The following is a 13,996-nucleotide window of genomic DNA, read 5'->3' as shown; positions in this document are numbered from 1 at the left end:
GGCCGCGCCCGTCATCTGGTCGAGGGCAGGGTCGTCGCGCGCCAGGAGTCAGCCCCTGCTCGCCCGGCCCGCCTCCAGCCGCGCCACCGGCACCCGGAAGGGCGAGCACGACACGTAGTCGAGGCCCACCTCCTCGAAGAAGTGGATCGACTCGGGGTCGCCGCCGTGCTCCCCGCACACGCCCAGGTGGAGGTCGGGGCGCACGCCGCGACCCTTCTCCACGGCATACCGGACCAGGGAGCCGACTCCGTCGCGGTCGAGGGTCTCGAAGGGCGACACCGCGAAGATCCCCTTCTCGAGGTAGGCCGAGAAGAACGAGGACTCGACGTCGTCGCGCGAGAAGCCCCACGTCATCTGCGTCAGGTCGTTGGTGCCGAAGGAGAAGAACTGCGCCGTCGCGGCGATCCGGTCGGCGGTGAGCACCGCGCGCGGCAGCTCGATCATGGTGCCCACCGAGAAGGGGATGTCGCGGCCGGCGGCCTCGATGACCTCCGCGGCCACCTTCTCGATCTCCGCGCGGACCAGCTCGAACTCCTCCGCCGTGGCCACCAGCGGCACCATGATCTCGGGCCCAGGGTCGCCGCCGGCCTCGAGCCGGGCCGCCGCCGCCTCGAGGATGGCGCGTGCCTGCATGGTGAACAGTCCCGGCATGGCGATGCCGAGCCGGACGCCCCGCAGGCCCAGCATCGGGTTCTGCTCGTGCAGCCGCTTCACCGCCTCGAGCAGCTTGTGGTGCCGGCTGTCCGGGTTGCCGGCGTCGTCCTCGTGCGCCACGAGCACGGCGAGGTCGGTCAGGTCGGGGAGGAACTCGTGCAGCGGCGGGTCGATGAGCCGCACCGTGACCGGCAGGCCGTCCATGGCCTCGAAGATGCCGATGAAGTCCTCGCGCTGCTGGGGCAGCAGGGCCGCCAGCGCCGCGTCGCGCTGCTCGTCGGTCTCGGCGACGATGAAGTGCTCGACCAGCTCGCGGCGCTCCCCGAGGAACATGTGCTCCGTCCGGCAGAGCCCGATGCCCTGGGCGCCGAAGCGGCGGGCGCGTGCGGCGTCCTCCGGGGTGTCGGCGTTGGCCCGCACACCGAGCCGCCGGCGCTTGTCGGCGTGGTCCATGACCCGGGCCACCGCCCGCACGGTGTCGTCGTCGGTGGAGGTGTCGCCCTCGAAGTGGCGAACCACGTGTGAGGACATCACGGGGACCTCGCCCTGCCAGATCTCGCCGGTGGTGCCGTTGATGGAGATGACGTCGCCCTCACCCACGACCGTGCCGTCGGCGCAGGTGAAACGCCGGGCCCGGACGTCCACGTCGAGGGACTCGGCGCCACAGACGCACGTGCGCCCCATGCCGCGCGCCACCACGGCCGCGTGGGAGGTCTTCCCGCCCCGGCTGGTGAGGATGCCCTGGGCGGCCACCATGCCCTTGAGGTCGTCGGGGTTGGTCTCGCGCCGGACCAGGATGACGTCCTCCCCGCGCTCGGCCCAGTCCGCTGCCGTCTGGGAGTCGAAGACGGCCCTGCCGACCGCCGCCCCGGGCGACGCGTTCATGCCCGTGCCCAGCAGGTGGCGCTCGTGCTCGCTGTTGAACTGCGGGAACATCAGCGTCGCCAGCTGGGCACCGTTGACCCGCTGGAGCGCCTCGTCCATGTCGATGAGGCCCTCGTCGACGAGCTCGACGGCGATGCGGAACGCAGCCTGGGCGGTGCGCTTGCCCACCCGCGTCTGCAGCATCCAGAGCCTGCCGTGCTCGATGGTGAACTCGATGTCGCACAGGTCGCGGTAGTGCTGCTCGAGGGTCTGCATGTGCTGCATCAGCTGCTCGAAGCAGGCCTGGTCGATCTGCTCGAGGTCGTGCAGCGGCACGGTGTTGCGGATGCCGGCGACGACGTCCTCGCCCTGGGCGTTCTGCAGGTAGTCGCCGTAGACACCCTGCGCACCGGTCGCCGGGTCACGGGTGAACGCCACCCCGGTGCCGGAGTCCATCCCCCCGTTGCCGAAGACCATGGTGCCGACGTTGACGGCGGTGCCGAGGTCGGCGGGGATGCGCTCGCGGCGCCGGTAGATCGTCGCCCGCTCGGTGTTCCACGAGTCGAACACGGCGCGCACGGCGAGGCCGAGCTGCTCCCGGGGGTCCTGCGGAAAGTCACGGCCGGTGTGCTCGCGGATCGTCCGCTCGTAGGCCCGGGTCAGCTCGCGCAGGTCGTCGGCGGTGAGGTCGAGGTCGTTGGCGGCGCCGCGCTCGGCCTTGAGCCGGTCGATCTCGTCCTCGAAGGCGTCCTTGTGCACCCCGAGCACCGTCTGGCCGAACATCGAGAGCAGCCGGCGGTAGGAGTCCCACGCGAACCGCTCGTTGCCTCCGCTCTGGCGCACCAGCCCCTCGACGGAGCGGTCGTTGAGGCCGATGTTGAGCACCGTGTCCATCATGCCGGGCATCGAGAACTTCGCCCCCGAGCGCACCGACACCAGCAGGGGGTCGTCGACGTCGCCGAGGCGCCGGTCCATGGTCTCCTCGAGCAGGGCGAGGTGCCGGTCGATCTCCTCCGAGAGGCTCTCGGGCTCGTGGCCCTCGGCGAGGTAGGCCCGACAGGCCTCGGTGGTGATGGTGAACCCCGGCGGCACCGGCAGCCCCAGCCGGGTCATCTCGGCGAGGTTCGCGCCCTTGCCCCCCAGCAGGTCCTTCAGGTCCTTGTTGCCCTCAGCGAAGTCGTAGACGTAGCGCCCCATGTGCCGATCATCGTCACTCCGAGAGGCGGTGGGAACAGGCCTTTGGACCCCCGGGCTAGTCCCTTCGGCGTAGCCCGCGGGTGGGTCACACGGGCACCAACCGGTACTCGAACGCCAGGGCCAGCAGGGCGCCGACGACCATGGCGGGCCCGAAGGCGATGTGCGAGCGCAGCCCCGCGCGCTGCGCCACCAGCATCACGAGCGCGATGACGCCGCCGGCGACGAAGCCGGCCAGCAGCCCGAGCAGCGCGGTGCCGAGACCCAGCCAGCCCAGGACCAGCCCGATGAGCCCCGACAGCTTCACGTCGCCGAAGCCGAGCGAGGACGGGGAGACCATCGCCATCACGAAGTACAGCGCGTAGATCCCGGCCATGGCGATGAGCGCGTTGCGCATCGGCACCCAGTCCCCCGCACCCAGGGACGCGCACCCCAGCAGCACCAGCAGCGCAGGGTAGGCCGGCAGGACCAGTCCGTCGGGCAGGCGGTGGACGTCGAGGTCGATCCAGACCAGTGCCACCGCCAGCCAGGCGAAGAAGAGGTATGCCGGCAGCGCAGCCCACGCCGCCAGGTCGCCGATGCCCCAGGCGAGGAAGCCCCACAGCACCCCGAGGGCCGGGACCGGCCACCACGGCGCCCGCGGCTGCGCGGTGGCGGGCTCGTCCGACTCGATGCGGTAGCCCCCGCTGCGCAGCGCCCGGGCGGTGGCGACACCGAGGAGGGCGCCCGCCATCGCCAGGACGCCGATGACCCACCCGGCGGTGCCGGCCCCCGACACCGGGGCGAGCACTAGCCCACCGCCTCGCGGGCCGCGGCGAACATGGCCTCGAGAGGCGCCTCGTGCCCGGTCATGAGCCGCACCTGCTCGCCCGCCTGGTGCACCAGCATGTCGAGGCCCGAGACGACGTCCATCCCCGCGGCAGCGGCGGCGCGGGCCAGCGGCGTGGGCCAGCCCGCGTAGACGACGTCGAGCAGCGTCCCGGACAGGTTCCGTCCCCGGATGGCCTCGGCCGCCGCGCCGCCGGCGGCGGGCGGCAGCGTGCTGACCACCAGCGCGGGCTCACCCGGGCTCTCGCCCACCGCCCAGTCCCACAGCGGGACCTGCTCGACGGTGACCCCCAGGTCGGCGGCCAGGCGCACGGTCGAGGCGCGGGCGGACGCGCGCACGGCCAGGCGCACCCGTGAGACACCGAGCCGGGCGAGGGCCGCGACCGCGGAGCGCGCGGTGGCGCCGGACCCGAGAACCGTCGCCGAGCCGACCCCGTCCGTCGTGGGCCGCGGCGAGGTGGCGCCCGACAGGGCGGCCACGATGCCGTGCACGTCGGTGTTGTGCGCGTCCCACTGCCCCGTCTCCCGACGCACCAGGGTGTTGACCGACCCGGTGGCTCGCGCGGTCGGCGAGACGTCCGCGGCCACGTCGAAGCCGACCTCCTTCAGCGGCATCGTGAGGCTCAGGCCGCGCCAGGTCTCGTCGAGCCCTGCCACGAAGGGGAGGAAGGCCGCCTCGTCGACCTCGTGGGCGGCATACCGCCACCGGGTGAGGCCGAGCGTGCGGTAGGCGGCCCCGTGCAGCACCGGTGAGAGCGAGTGCGCGACCGGCGAGCCGAGGACGGCCGCGTTCAGCACGGTCTCGGTCAACACTGACCCGCGTGTTCCCGGCACCACTTGTTGAAGAGGTTGACGTTGGCCTGGTGCTCCGAGGTCGTCGTGGCGAACCGGGTCTCACCGGTGTCGGGGTTGACCGTCACGAAGAAGAGCCACGGGCCGTCGGCCGGGTTCGCGGCGGCGGCGATCGATGCCGCGCCGGGGCTGTTGATCGGTCCCGGCGGCAGGCCCTGGTGGCGGTAGGTGTTGTAGGGGCTCGTGCTGGCCCGGTCGGCGTCGGTGGTGCCCGCCCGACCGCGCTTCTTGACCGCGTAGTGCACGGTCGAGTCCATCTGCAGGAAGCCCTTGGTCGGGCCCGACTTCTGGACGAGCCGGTTCTCGATCACCCGCGCCACCTTGGCGCGGTCGGCCTCGCCGTTGACCTCGCCCTCGACGATGGAGGCCACGACCATGGTGCGCTCCATGTCGTCCTCGGCCACCCCCGCCTTGGCGAGCTCGGCCACGGTCTTCTCGACCATGCTCTTGAGCTGCTCGGAGGCGGTCGACTTCGCGGGGAACTCGTACGTCGCCGGGAAGAGGTAGCCCTCGAGGTTGCCCTTGGCCGAGGCCGGGAGCCCGAGCGAGCCGGTGTCCTTGGCAGCCGCCTGGTACTCCTTGAGCGGGATACCGGTGGACTTCGACAGCGTGGCCAGGATCTCGGAGAGCCACAGGCCCTCGGGGATGGTCACCCGCGGAACCGTGCGGTTCTTGGGGTTCACGAGGATGGCCAGTGCGTCCTTGGCCGTCATCTGCTTCTTGAGGGTGTAGGTGCCCGGCTGGATGGAGGCGGACCGGCTGTCGGCCGCAGCGGCGTCGAGGAAGGCCTTGCTCGTCTTGACCACATCGGCCTTCTGCAGCGACACGCCGATCGCGCGGCCGGTGTCCCCGTCGTTGACGGTGACCTGCACCTCCCCCGCCCCCGGCCCGGGGTAGTCGTTGCTGGCGGTGAGCTGGGTGACCAGCGGCCACAGCGCCCGGTAGGCGCCGTAGACGGCTCCGCCGACCAGGACGACGGCCAAGAGCAGCACCAGGAACCGGCGGCGGCGGCGCACCGGTCGGCGGCGGTGCTGCTGCCGCTGCCGACGCAGCTGGGGGGCCTCGTGCGGCGGATCCTCAGCACCGAAGATCGAGTGCTCGAGGTGCGGCTCGGTCATCGACGCCTGTCCTTCGTCCGGGGCTTGCGCCCGTCTGGCCTCACCAGCTCGCCGGGCGGTCGCCCGGAGCTGCGTTCCGCGTCGAGCGCCGCCTGGAGGATCAGCACGGCGGCTGCCTGGTCGACCACCGAGCGCTGCCGCCGGCCGTCGACCCCGCTCTCGCGGAGCGAGCGGTGGGCATCGACCGTCGTGAGCCGCTCGTCGACGAGCCGCACCGGCACGGGTGCGACGCGCACCGCCAGCCGACGAGCATACTGCCGCGCCTCCGCCGCCGCGGGACCCTCGCCGCCCGCGAGTGTCCGCGGCAGGCCCACGACCACCTCGATGGCCTCCGCGTCGGCCACGAAGGCCGCCACCTCGGCGATGTCGGTCGCGACGTCAGGCTCGCTGCCGGGCACCCCCGCGTCGGTGGTGCCGGGCACGACCGCGTCGGACTGCCCACGCGCCACCGTGCGCACCGGGGTGGCCAGCAACCCCGAGGGGTCGCTCGAGGCCAGCCCGACGCGGACCGAGCCGACGTCGACACCGACCCGCACGCCGGTCCGCGTCACCGTCAGCTCACCCGGCGGCCGCGGCGATCTCGGCGTCGACGCGGCCGAGGGCCTCGCCGGTCCTGGCTGCGTCGGTCCCGCCGCCCTGGGCGAGGTCGTCCTTGCCCCCGCCGCCGCCACCCAGGGTCTGGGCAGCGACGCGCACCAGCGCACCGGCCTTGATGCCCCGCTCGCGCGCCGCGGCGTTCGTGGCCACGACGACGACCGGGCGGCCCTTGGCCACACCGGTGAGGGCGACGACGGAGGGCGCCTGCTCGCCGAGCCGGTGCCGCAGGTCGAGCGCCATGGTGCGCAGGTCGTCGGCGCCGGCGCCCTGGCCCGCGTCGTGCGTCAGCACGCGGATGCCGCGCACGTCACGGGTGTAGTCGAGCAGCTTGCCGACCTGCGCCATGACCTGCTCCTGGCGCATCTTCTCGATCTCGCGCTCGGCGTCCTTGACCCGGGCCAGCAGCGAGGAGATGCGCTCCTTGAGCTCGCCCGGCTGCACCTTGACCATGTCGGTCAGCTCGGCCACCAGGGCCCGCTCCTTGGCCAGGTAGCGCAGCGCCTCCATGCCCACGAACGCCTCGAGGCGGCGCACGCCGGAGCCCACGGACGACTCGCCGGTGACCGTGAGGGCGCCGATCTGCGAGGAGTGCTGCACGTGGGTTCCACCGCAGAGCTCACGCGACCACGGGCCGCCGATCTCGACGACGCGCACCTGCTCGTCGTAGGTCTCGCCGAAGAGCGCCAGGGCGCCCCACTCGCGGGCCTCGGGCAGGGTCATGAACTGGGCGGAGACGGGCAGGTCCTTGCGGACGGCGAGGTTGGCCACCTCCTCGATCTCGCTGCGGGTCTCGGGCGAGAGCGCCTGGCCCCACGCGAAGTCGAGACGGAGGTAGCCGGGCTTGTTGTAGGAGCCGGACTGCAGCGCCGACGGGCCGAGCACCTGGCGCAGCGCGGCGTGCACGACGTGGGTGCCGGAGTGCGCCTGGCAGGCCGAGATGCGCCACTCCTGGTCGACCTCGGCGATCACCTCGGCTCCCGAGCGCACGGCCCCGTCGAGCACCTCGACGGTGTGCGCGATGAGTCCCTTGACCGGGCGCTGGACGTCGACGACCTTCAGCCGCGCGCCGTCGGCGGTGATGATGCCCTCGTCGGCGATCTGGCCGCCGGACTCGGCGTAGAACGGCGTGCGGTCGAGGACGACCTGGCCGCGCTGGCCGGGCTCGAGCTCCTCCACGAGCTCGCCGTCGCGCACGAGCCCGACGACGTACGCCTCACTGGTGAGCTCGACGTAGGCGCGGAAGTCCGTCGCACCGGTCTCGCGCAGCTTCTTCCACACCTCGGTGTTGGCGTGGCCGGCCTTCTTGGCCTTCGCGTCGGCCTTGGCCCGGTCGCGCTGCTCCTGCATCAGCGAGCGGAAGCCCTCGCGGTCGACCTCCAGCCCCTGCTCGGCGGCCATCTCCAGGGTCAGGTCGATCGGGAAGCCGTAGGTGTCGTGCAGCGAGAAGGCCTCGCTGCCCGCAAGCGTGGTGCCGCCCGCAGCCTTCGTCCTGGCCACCGCGGTGTCGAGGATGGTCGTGCCGGACGCCAGCGTGCGCCGGAATGCCTCCTCCTCGGCATACGCGATCTGGGAGATCCGGCTGAAGCCGGTCTCGAGCTCGGGGTAGGAGTTCTTCATCCGCTCCATCGACACCGGCAGCAGGTGCGGCAGGCTGGGCTCGTCGAAGCCGAGCAGGCGCATCGAGCGCACCGCGCGGCGCAGCATCCGGCGCAGCACGTAGCCGCGGCCCTCGTTGCCCGGGGTGACGCCGTCGCCGATGAGCATCAGCGAGGAGCGGATGTGGTCGGCGACCACGCGCAGCCGCACGTCGTCGGGGTGGCTGTGCGCCGCGTCGTGGCCGGAGTGGGCGCCGTAGCGCTTGCCGGTCATCTCTGCGGCCTTCTCGAGCACCGGGTAGACCTCGTCGATCTCGTACATGTTGTCGACGCCCTGCAGGATCGAGGCGATCCGCTCCAGGCCCATGCCGGTGTCGATGTTCTTCTTCGGCAGGTCGCCGGCGATGTCGAAGTCGACCTTGGTGCGCACGTCACCGAGCGAGGACTGCATGAAGACGAGGTTCCAGACCTCCATGAAGCGGTCCTCGTCGACCGCCGGGCCGCCGTCGAGGCCGTACTCGGGCCCGCGGTCGACGAAGATCTCGCTGCACGGGCCACCGGGGCCGGGGACGCCCATGTGCCAGTAGTTGTCGGCCAGCCCGCGGCGCACCACGCGCTCCTTGGGGATGCCGGTCAGCTGCACCCACAGGTCGGCGGCCTCGTCGTCCTCCTCGTAGACGGTGGCCCACAGCTTGTCGGGCTCGATGCCGTAGCCGCCCTGCCCCTGCGGGGTGGTGAGCAGTTCCCAGGCCATCTCGATGGCGCCGGCCTTGAAGTAGTCGCCGAACGAGAAGTTGCCGTTCATCTGGAAGAACGTGCCGTGCCGGCTGGTCTTGCCGACCTCCTCGATGTCCCCGGTGCGCACGCACTTCTGCACCGAGGTGGCCCGGTCCCACGGAGGCGACTGCTGGCCGAGGAAGTAGGGCTTGAACGGCACCATGCCTGCGTTGACGAACAGCAGGTTGGGGTCGTCGTAGACGAGGGGGGCGGAGGGGACCACGGAGTGTCCCTTGCTCTCGAAGAAGGAGAGCCAGCGGCGCCTGATCTCGGCGGTTTCCATCAGGTGTCAGATCCTCAGTTGCATGCTCACGCGGGCATGACGATGGTACGTGCAGGGGACGTGGGTGGCGGCGGGGCGCAGCCGGGGCCGTCGGCGGGGGCGGCTGGCCCCTAGCGAGCTCGGGAGTCGAAGCGCCCGGTTGGGTCCTCGATCAGGCGGCGGGCGGTCTCGGCGTCGAGCCGGCGGGCGGTCGTCTCGGCTCCGGAGTCCTCGGTGCCGGCGTCGATGCCGAGGGCGAGCCGCAGCTCCTCCTCGCGCTCCGACATGCCCTCGCGCACGGCGTCGGCGAGCTCGCGCAGACCGTCGGCGAAGTCGGAGAGCCCGTGCGCGACCCCAGCCGGCGTGTAGGCCTCGGCGGCCTTGGTGACCTTGCGGACGGCGTAGACCCCGGCGGCGGCGCCGAGGGCGACCCAGAACAGGCGTGCCATGGCGATCAGCCCCTGCGCCGGCGGCCGCGGGTGCCCCGGCCCGAGCGGGCCGAGCCGGACAGGGCGGTGCGCACGCCGTAGGTGAAGGCGGCGACCTTGACGACGGGCGAGCCCAACGTGGCCGCGAAGAGCGCCGTCAGGGCGCTGGCGTTGGTCGTGATCGCCGAGACGTTGGTGGTGATCCCGTCCACCCGCGTGAGCTGCTCGTTGGTGAGGGAGACCGTGTCGGTCAGCTTGATCAGGGTGGGCTGGACGTTCTCGGTGGTGCTGCGCACGCTGAGGCGCGTCTCGTCGAGCACCTTGCCGGCCTTGCCGATCACGCTGCCGAGGCGGAACACGAGAAACGCGAACGCCAGGGCCGCGATCATTCCGGCGATATCGCCCAAACTCACATCCATGCCGGCAACCCTACCGGTTGGCCGCGCACCTGCTCAGTCGCGGCCGAGGCGGGTCTTCAGCCACGCCCACCGCGCGGCGAGCCGCTCCTCGAACCCGCGGCCGGTGGGCCGGTAGTAGTCGGTCGCGCCGTGCAGGTCGTCGGGCAGGTACTGCTGTCGCGCGACGGCGTCCTGCGCGTCGTGGGCGTACTGGTAGCCCTTTCCGTGCCCGAGCCTGGCCGCACCGGCATACCCGCTGCCGCGCAGGTGCGCGGGCACCTGCCCGCCGCGCCCGGCCCGCACGTCGGCGATCGCCTCGTTGATGCCGAGGTATGCCGCGTTGCTCTTGGGTGCGAGCGCGTTGTGCACCACCGCCTGGGCCAGGATGAGCCGGGCCTCGGGCATGCCGATCTGGGCGACGGCCTGCATGGCGGCCACCGAGGTCTGCAGTGCCGTCGGGTCGGCCATGCCGACGTCCTCGCTCGCGGCGATGACGATGCGCCGGGCGATGAAGCGGGGGTCCTCCCCCGCCTCGAGCATCCTCGCCAGGTAGTGGAGGGAGGCGTCGACGTCGGAGCCGCGCATCGACTTGATGAGCGCCGACGCCACGTCGTAGTGCTGGTCGCCCGTCTTGTCGTAGCGGACCATGGCGTGGGCCACCGCCTGCTCCACGTGGGCGAGCGTGATCGGCACGGGACCCTCGTCCTGCGAACCGGGGGCGACGTCGTCGAGGGCGACCCCCGCCGCCGCCTCGAGCGAGGTCAGGGCCCGGCGGGCGTCGCCGCCGGCGACGCGCACGAGGTGCGCGCGGGCCTCCTCGGCCAGGGTGAGCTCGCCGGCCAGGCCCCGCTCGTCGGCGACCGCCGAGTCGAGCACTTCGGCCACCTCCTGCTCGGACAGCGGCCCGAGGGTGATGAGCATGGAGCGGGACAGCAACGGGGCGATGACGGAGAACGAGGGGTTCTCGGTGGTGGCCGCCACGAGGACGACCTGCCGGGTCTCCACGCCCGGGAGGAGGGCGTCCTGCTGGGCCTTGGTGAACCGGTGGATCTCGTCGAGGAACAGCACGGTCTGGCGGTCGTACAGGTCGCGCTCGCGCGCGGCCTGGTCCATCACCGCCCGCACGTCCTTGACCCCGGCGGTCACCGCGCTCAGCTCCACGAACCGGCGGTCCGCCGCCGTCGCCACGAGGTGGGCCAGCGTCGTCTTGCCGGTGCCCGGCGGGCCCCAGATGATCGCCGAGAGCGGGCCAGCCGCGCCGCCGGAGCCCTCGATGAGCCGCCGCAACGGGCTGCCCGGCCGCAGCACGTCGGCCTGCCCGCGCACCTCCTCCAGCGAGCGTGGACGCATCCGCACCGCCAGCGGCGGCAGCGACGCGTCGGAGCCTGCACCACCGTCGCGGCGCTGCGCCGTCGACGAGGCGAAGAGGTCGTCACCTGCCTCGATACCCACGGGTGGCAGGCTATCTCCCGTGACCGACCTGCACCCCGACCGCCGCAACTCGGCGCTCTCCCACCTCGGCGCGTCGATGGCCCGTCACCCGCGGGTCGTCGTGACCGTCTGGCTGCTCGCCGTGGTCGCAGCCTTCGGCAGCGCCCTCGGGGTCTTCACCGACCAGTCGCTCTTCGACCGGCTCGAGTCGGGCGAGCCGACCGTCAGCGGCGAGAACCTCACCGGTCGCGACCTGCTCACGGAGGCCGGGGAGGCGGCCACCGACCGGTACATGCTCCAGGTCTCGGGCGTCGACGCGGACTCCCCCGAGGTCGCGCGGACGGCGGTGGCGACCGCACGGACGATCTCGGAGATCGAGGGCGTCGAGAGCGTGGGTATGCCCTACGTGGTCCCCGAGGGCCTGCAGAGCCCGCAGGCCAAGGCCTTCCTCAAGGACGAGGACCCCGGCTCGGACGGGTTCCTCACGGTCGTGTCCCTCGACCCCGACCTCAGCGGCACCGAGGGCGAGCGGGTGCGGGCGCAGGTCGACCGCGAGCTCGACGCCATGGTGGAGGCCCTGCCGGGCGCGACGGGCCAGACCGGCGGCCTCACCGAGCTGATCGACGACATCACGCACCAGGTGGAGCAGGACCTGCGCACCGGGGAGGGCGTCGCCCTGCCGGTCAGCTTCCTGCTCATGGTCGTCGTCTTCGGCGGCTTCGTGTCGGCGGGCATGCCTGTCCTGGGCGCGGTCGCGGCGATCGGCGGGGCGCTGGCCTCGCTGCTGGGCTTCTCCTACCTCATCGACCTCGACGCCACCGTCGTCAACGTGGTCACCGTCCTCGGGCTGGGCCTGTGCATCGACTACGGCCTGCTCACCGTCAGCCGGTTCCGCGAGGAGCTGCGGGCCCGGGCCAGGGGCATGCCGGCCAGGGACATCCCCCAGCAGATGGTGGTCGACGCGACGGCCCGCACCGTCGACGCGGCCGGCCGCACCGTCATCTTCTCCGGGCTCACCGTCGCCATCTCCCTGGGCGGACTGCTCGTCTTCGAGGCGCCGATCATGCGGGCCATCGGCTCGGCCGCCCTGTCCGTCGTGCTGGTGGCCATCCTGGTGGCCATCACCCTCATCCCTGCCCTCGCGGCCCTGGGAGCGCGCAGGCTGCTGAGGAAGGGCACCGAGGAGGCGCCGGAGCACGGGGTGTTCTCCCGGCTGGCCATCTGGGTGCACGACCGGCCCGTCCCCATCATCGCCGGGGTGCTCGGGCTGCTGGTGTTCCTCGCCCTGCCGGCCCTCGACATGCGGCTGACCTCCTCGGGTGCCGAGCTGCTCCCCCGCGACGCGGCCCAGCGGGTCTTCTTCGAGGACCTCGCCGAGCACTACCCGACCCTCAACGGGCCCGACCTGCGGGTGGTCGCGCAGAGCACGCCCGAGCAGGCCGCCGAGTACGCCCGTGACCTCCCCACCCTCGACGGGCAGGAGGTCACGGCCACACCGCAGCGGGTCAACGACCAGCTGAGCACCATCGGCATCGACGTCCCCGGCGGCCCCCTCGACGACGGCGCCCGCGAGATGGTCCGGGCCCTCCAGGCGGACCGGCCCGACTTCCCGACCTACGTCGTCGGCCAGGCCTCGGCACTGCAGGACTTCACGGACTCGATGTTCGACCGGGCCGTCATCGCCTTCGCCCTGGTGGCGATCGCGACGCTCGTGCTGCTGTTCCTCATGACCGGGTCTGTCGTCATCCCGATCAAGGCCCTGCTCATCAACGTCGTCTCGCTCGGCGCCAGCCTCGGGGTGCTCGTGTGGGTGTTCCAGCAGGGGCACCTCGAGGGCCTGCTGCGGTTCGACTCGGTGGGCGCGCTCGAGTCGATGATCCCCCTGCTGATCCTCGCGTTCGGCTTCGGCCTGTCGATGGACTACGAGGTGTTCCTGCTCTCGCGCATCGTCGAGCTGCACGAGCAGGGCTACAGCAACGACGACGCCGTCGTGATGGGCCTGCAGCGCTCGGGCCGCATCATCACCTCGGCGGCGCTGCTGGTGGTCATCGTGTTCTCCGGCTTCGTGGCCGGCCAGCTGCTGGTCATCAAGCAGACGGGCGTCGGCCTCGCGGTCGCCGTGCTCATCGACGCCACCTTGGTCCGCATGCTCCTGGTGCCGGCGACCATGGCGGTCCTCGGTGACTGGAACTGGTGGGCGCCGGCCCGGCTGCGGCGGCTGCACGCGCGCTTCGGGATCACCGAGTGACCCTGCGCGAGCTGGGCACCCACGCCGAGCTGCTCGACGCGTCCGGCGGCAGCCCCTTCATCCGCTACGACATCCCGGCACCGCTCGAGCACCCGGCCTGGGCGCTCGGCGCGGCCGTGGCGCTGCCGCGCCAGACGCACACCCGCCGGCTCGGGCTGCTCGTGATGGGGCCACCGGACGACGCGGGCCGGCTCGTCGCCGCCATGGCGGCGCAGGCACTGCACCCGGGCGACCTGTCCGGAGTCACGGTGCAGCGCGGTTCGCTGCCCGCCGTCGCCCCGCACCTGCCGATCGGCGACGGCGACGAGTGGGAGTGGATGTATGCCGTGGCGTCGCCACCGCGCGTGCCCGGCGAGGACCGCCTCGTCCCCCTCTCGGAGGAGGACCTCCCCGACATCGCCGCCCTCCTCGACGAGGCCAACCCACGCACCGACGCCCGACCCTTCCACCACCCCGGCCAGCACTGGCTCGGGGCGCGTGACGACGAGGGCCGGCTCCTGGCCTGCGGCGTGCGCGAGACGAACGTGGCCGGCCACCCCCTGCTGGCCGGCATCACCGTGCACCCCTCGGCGCGGGGCACCGGCCTGGGCCTTGCGGTGACGGCGGCCCTGACCCGCGCAGCGATCGCGGACAGCGGCGTGTGCACCCTGGGCATGTACTCCGACAACGACGTGGCCCGACGGGTCTACCACGGCCTCGGCTTCACCGGCGACCACCTCTGGTCCAGCCGCCGACTGGTCACCCGCTGAC

At 72.5% G+C, this 13,996-nt stretch carries 11 protein-coding genes; 2 read left to right on the top strand and 9 right to left on the bottom strand.

The window, feature by feature from the left end; all coding sequences use genetic code 11:
• Positions 1-48 precede the first annotated feature (48 nt).
• The 9 genes from ppdK to P0Y31_RS05495 form a co-directional block, all read right to left on the bottom strand.
• Positions 49-2,715 carry a pyruvate, phosphate dikinase gene (ppdK, locus tag P0Y31_RS05535; RefSeq protein ID WP_275867203.1) on the bottom strand — a complete coding sequence of 889 codons (2,667 nt, stop codon included), beginning with the start codon at positions 2,713-2,715 and terminating at the stop codon, positions 49-51.
• Positions 2,716-2,800: 85 nt separating this feature from the next.
• Positions 2,801-3,502 carry a prepilin peptidase gene (locus tag P0Y31_RS05530; RefSeq protein WP_275867201.1) on the bottom strand — a complete coding sequence of 234 codons (702 nt, stop codon included), beginning with the start codon at positions 3,500-3,502 and terminating at the stop codon, positions 2,801-2,803.
• Positions 3,502-4,353, bottom strand: a complete 852-nt coding sequence (locus tag P0Y31_RS05525) for a shikimate dehydrogenase (RefSeq protein ID WP_345803614.1) — start codon at positions 4,351-4,353, stop codon at positions 3,502-3,504. The genes P0Y31_RS05530 and P0Y31_RS05525 overlap by 1 nt, the downstream gene beginning before the upstream one ends.
• Entirely contained in the window at positions 4,347-5,510 is a 1,164-nt protein-coding gene (gene mltG / locus P0Y31_RS05520; protein ID WP_275867198.1) for an endolytic transglycosylase MltG, read from the bottom strand. Before mltG ends, P0Y31_RS05525 begins: the two co-directional genes overlap by 7 nt.
• Positions 5,507-6,067 (bottom strand): Holliday junction resolvase RuvX, encoded by a 561-nt coding sequence (ruvX, locus tag P0Y31_RS05515; RefSeq protein ID WP_275868851.1) that lies wholly within the window; start codon positions 6,065-6,067, stop codon positions 5,507-5,509. Before ruvX ends, mltG begins: the two co-directional genes overlap by 4 nt.
• Before the next feature lies 1 nt (position 6,068).
• Entirely contained in the window at positions 6,069-8,762 is a 2,694-nt protein-coding gene (alaS, locus tag P0Y31_RS05510; protein WP_275867196.1) for an alanine--tRNA ligase, read from the bottom strand.
• Positions 8,763-8,872: 110 nt separating this feature from the next.
• The gene (locus P0Y31_RS05505) at positions 8,873-9,190 is read right to left on the bottom strand and encodes a DUF6167 family protein (protein ID WP_275867194.1); all 318 of its coding nucleotides are present in this window, start codon (positions 9,188-9,190) and stop codon (positions 8,873-8,875) included.
• A gap of 5 nt (positions 9,191-9,195) precedes the next feature.
• On the bottom strand, positions 9,196-9,582 hold the full coding sequence (locus P0Y31_RS05500; RefSeq protein WP_275868849.1) for a DUF948 domain-containing protein: 387 nt from the start codon (positions 9,580-9,582) through the stop codon (positions 9,196-9,198).
• Between the two features lie 39 nt (positions 9,583-9,621).
• Positions 9,622-10,938 (bottom strand): replication-associated recombination protein A, encoded by a 1,317-nt coding sequence (locus P0Y31_RS05495; protein ID WP_275868846.1) that lies wholly within the window; start codon positions 10,936-10,938, stop codon positions 9,622-9,624.
• A 100-nt stretch (positions 10,939-11,038) separates the two neighbouring features.
• On the opposite strand from P0Y31_RS05495, the gene P0Y31_RS05490 reads away from it, so the two are divergent.
• Positions 11,039-13,246 (top strand): MMPL family transporter, encoded by a 2,208-nt coding sequence (locus tag P0Y31_RS05490; protein WP_345803613.1) that lies wholly within the window; start codon positions 11,039-11,041, stop codon positions 13,244-13,246.
• Positions 13,243-13,995 carry a GNAT family N-acetyltransferase gene (locus P0Y31_RS05485; RefSeq protein ID WP_275867192.1) on the top strand — a complete coding sequence of 251 codons (753 nt, stop codon included), beginning with the start codon at positions 13,243-13,245 and terminating at the stop codon, positions 13,993-13,995. The genes P0Y31_RS05490 and P0Y31_RS05485 overlap by 4 nt, the downstream gene beginning before the upstream one ends.
• Position 13,996: the final 1 nt, after the last annotated feature.

Source organism: Knoellia sp. 3-2P3 (assembly GCF_029223115.1).
Classification (GTDB): Bacteria; Actinomycetota; Actinomycetes; order Actinomycetales; family Dermatophilaceae; genus Pedococcus_A.
Note: the sequence above shows the minus strand (reverse complement) of the source record. Positions and strands in the feature narration are given on the sequence as shown.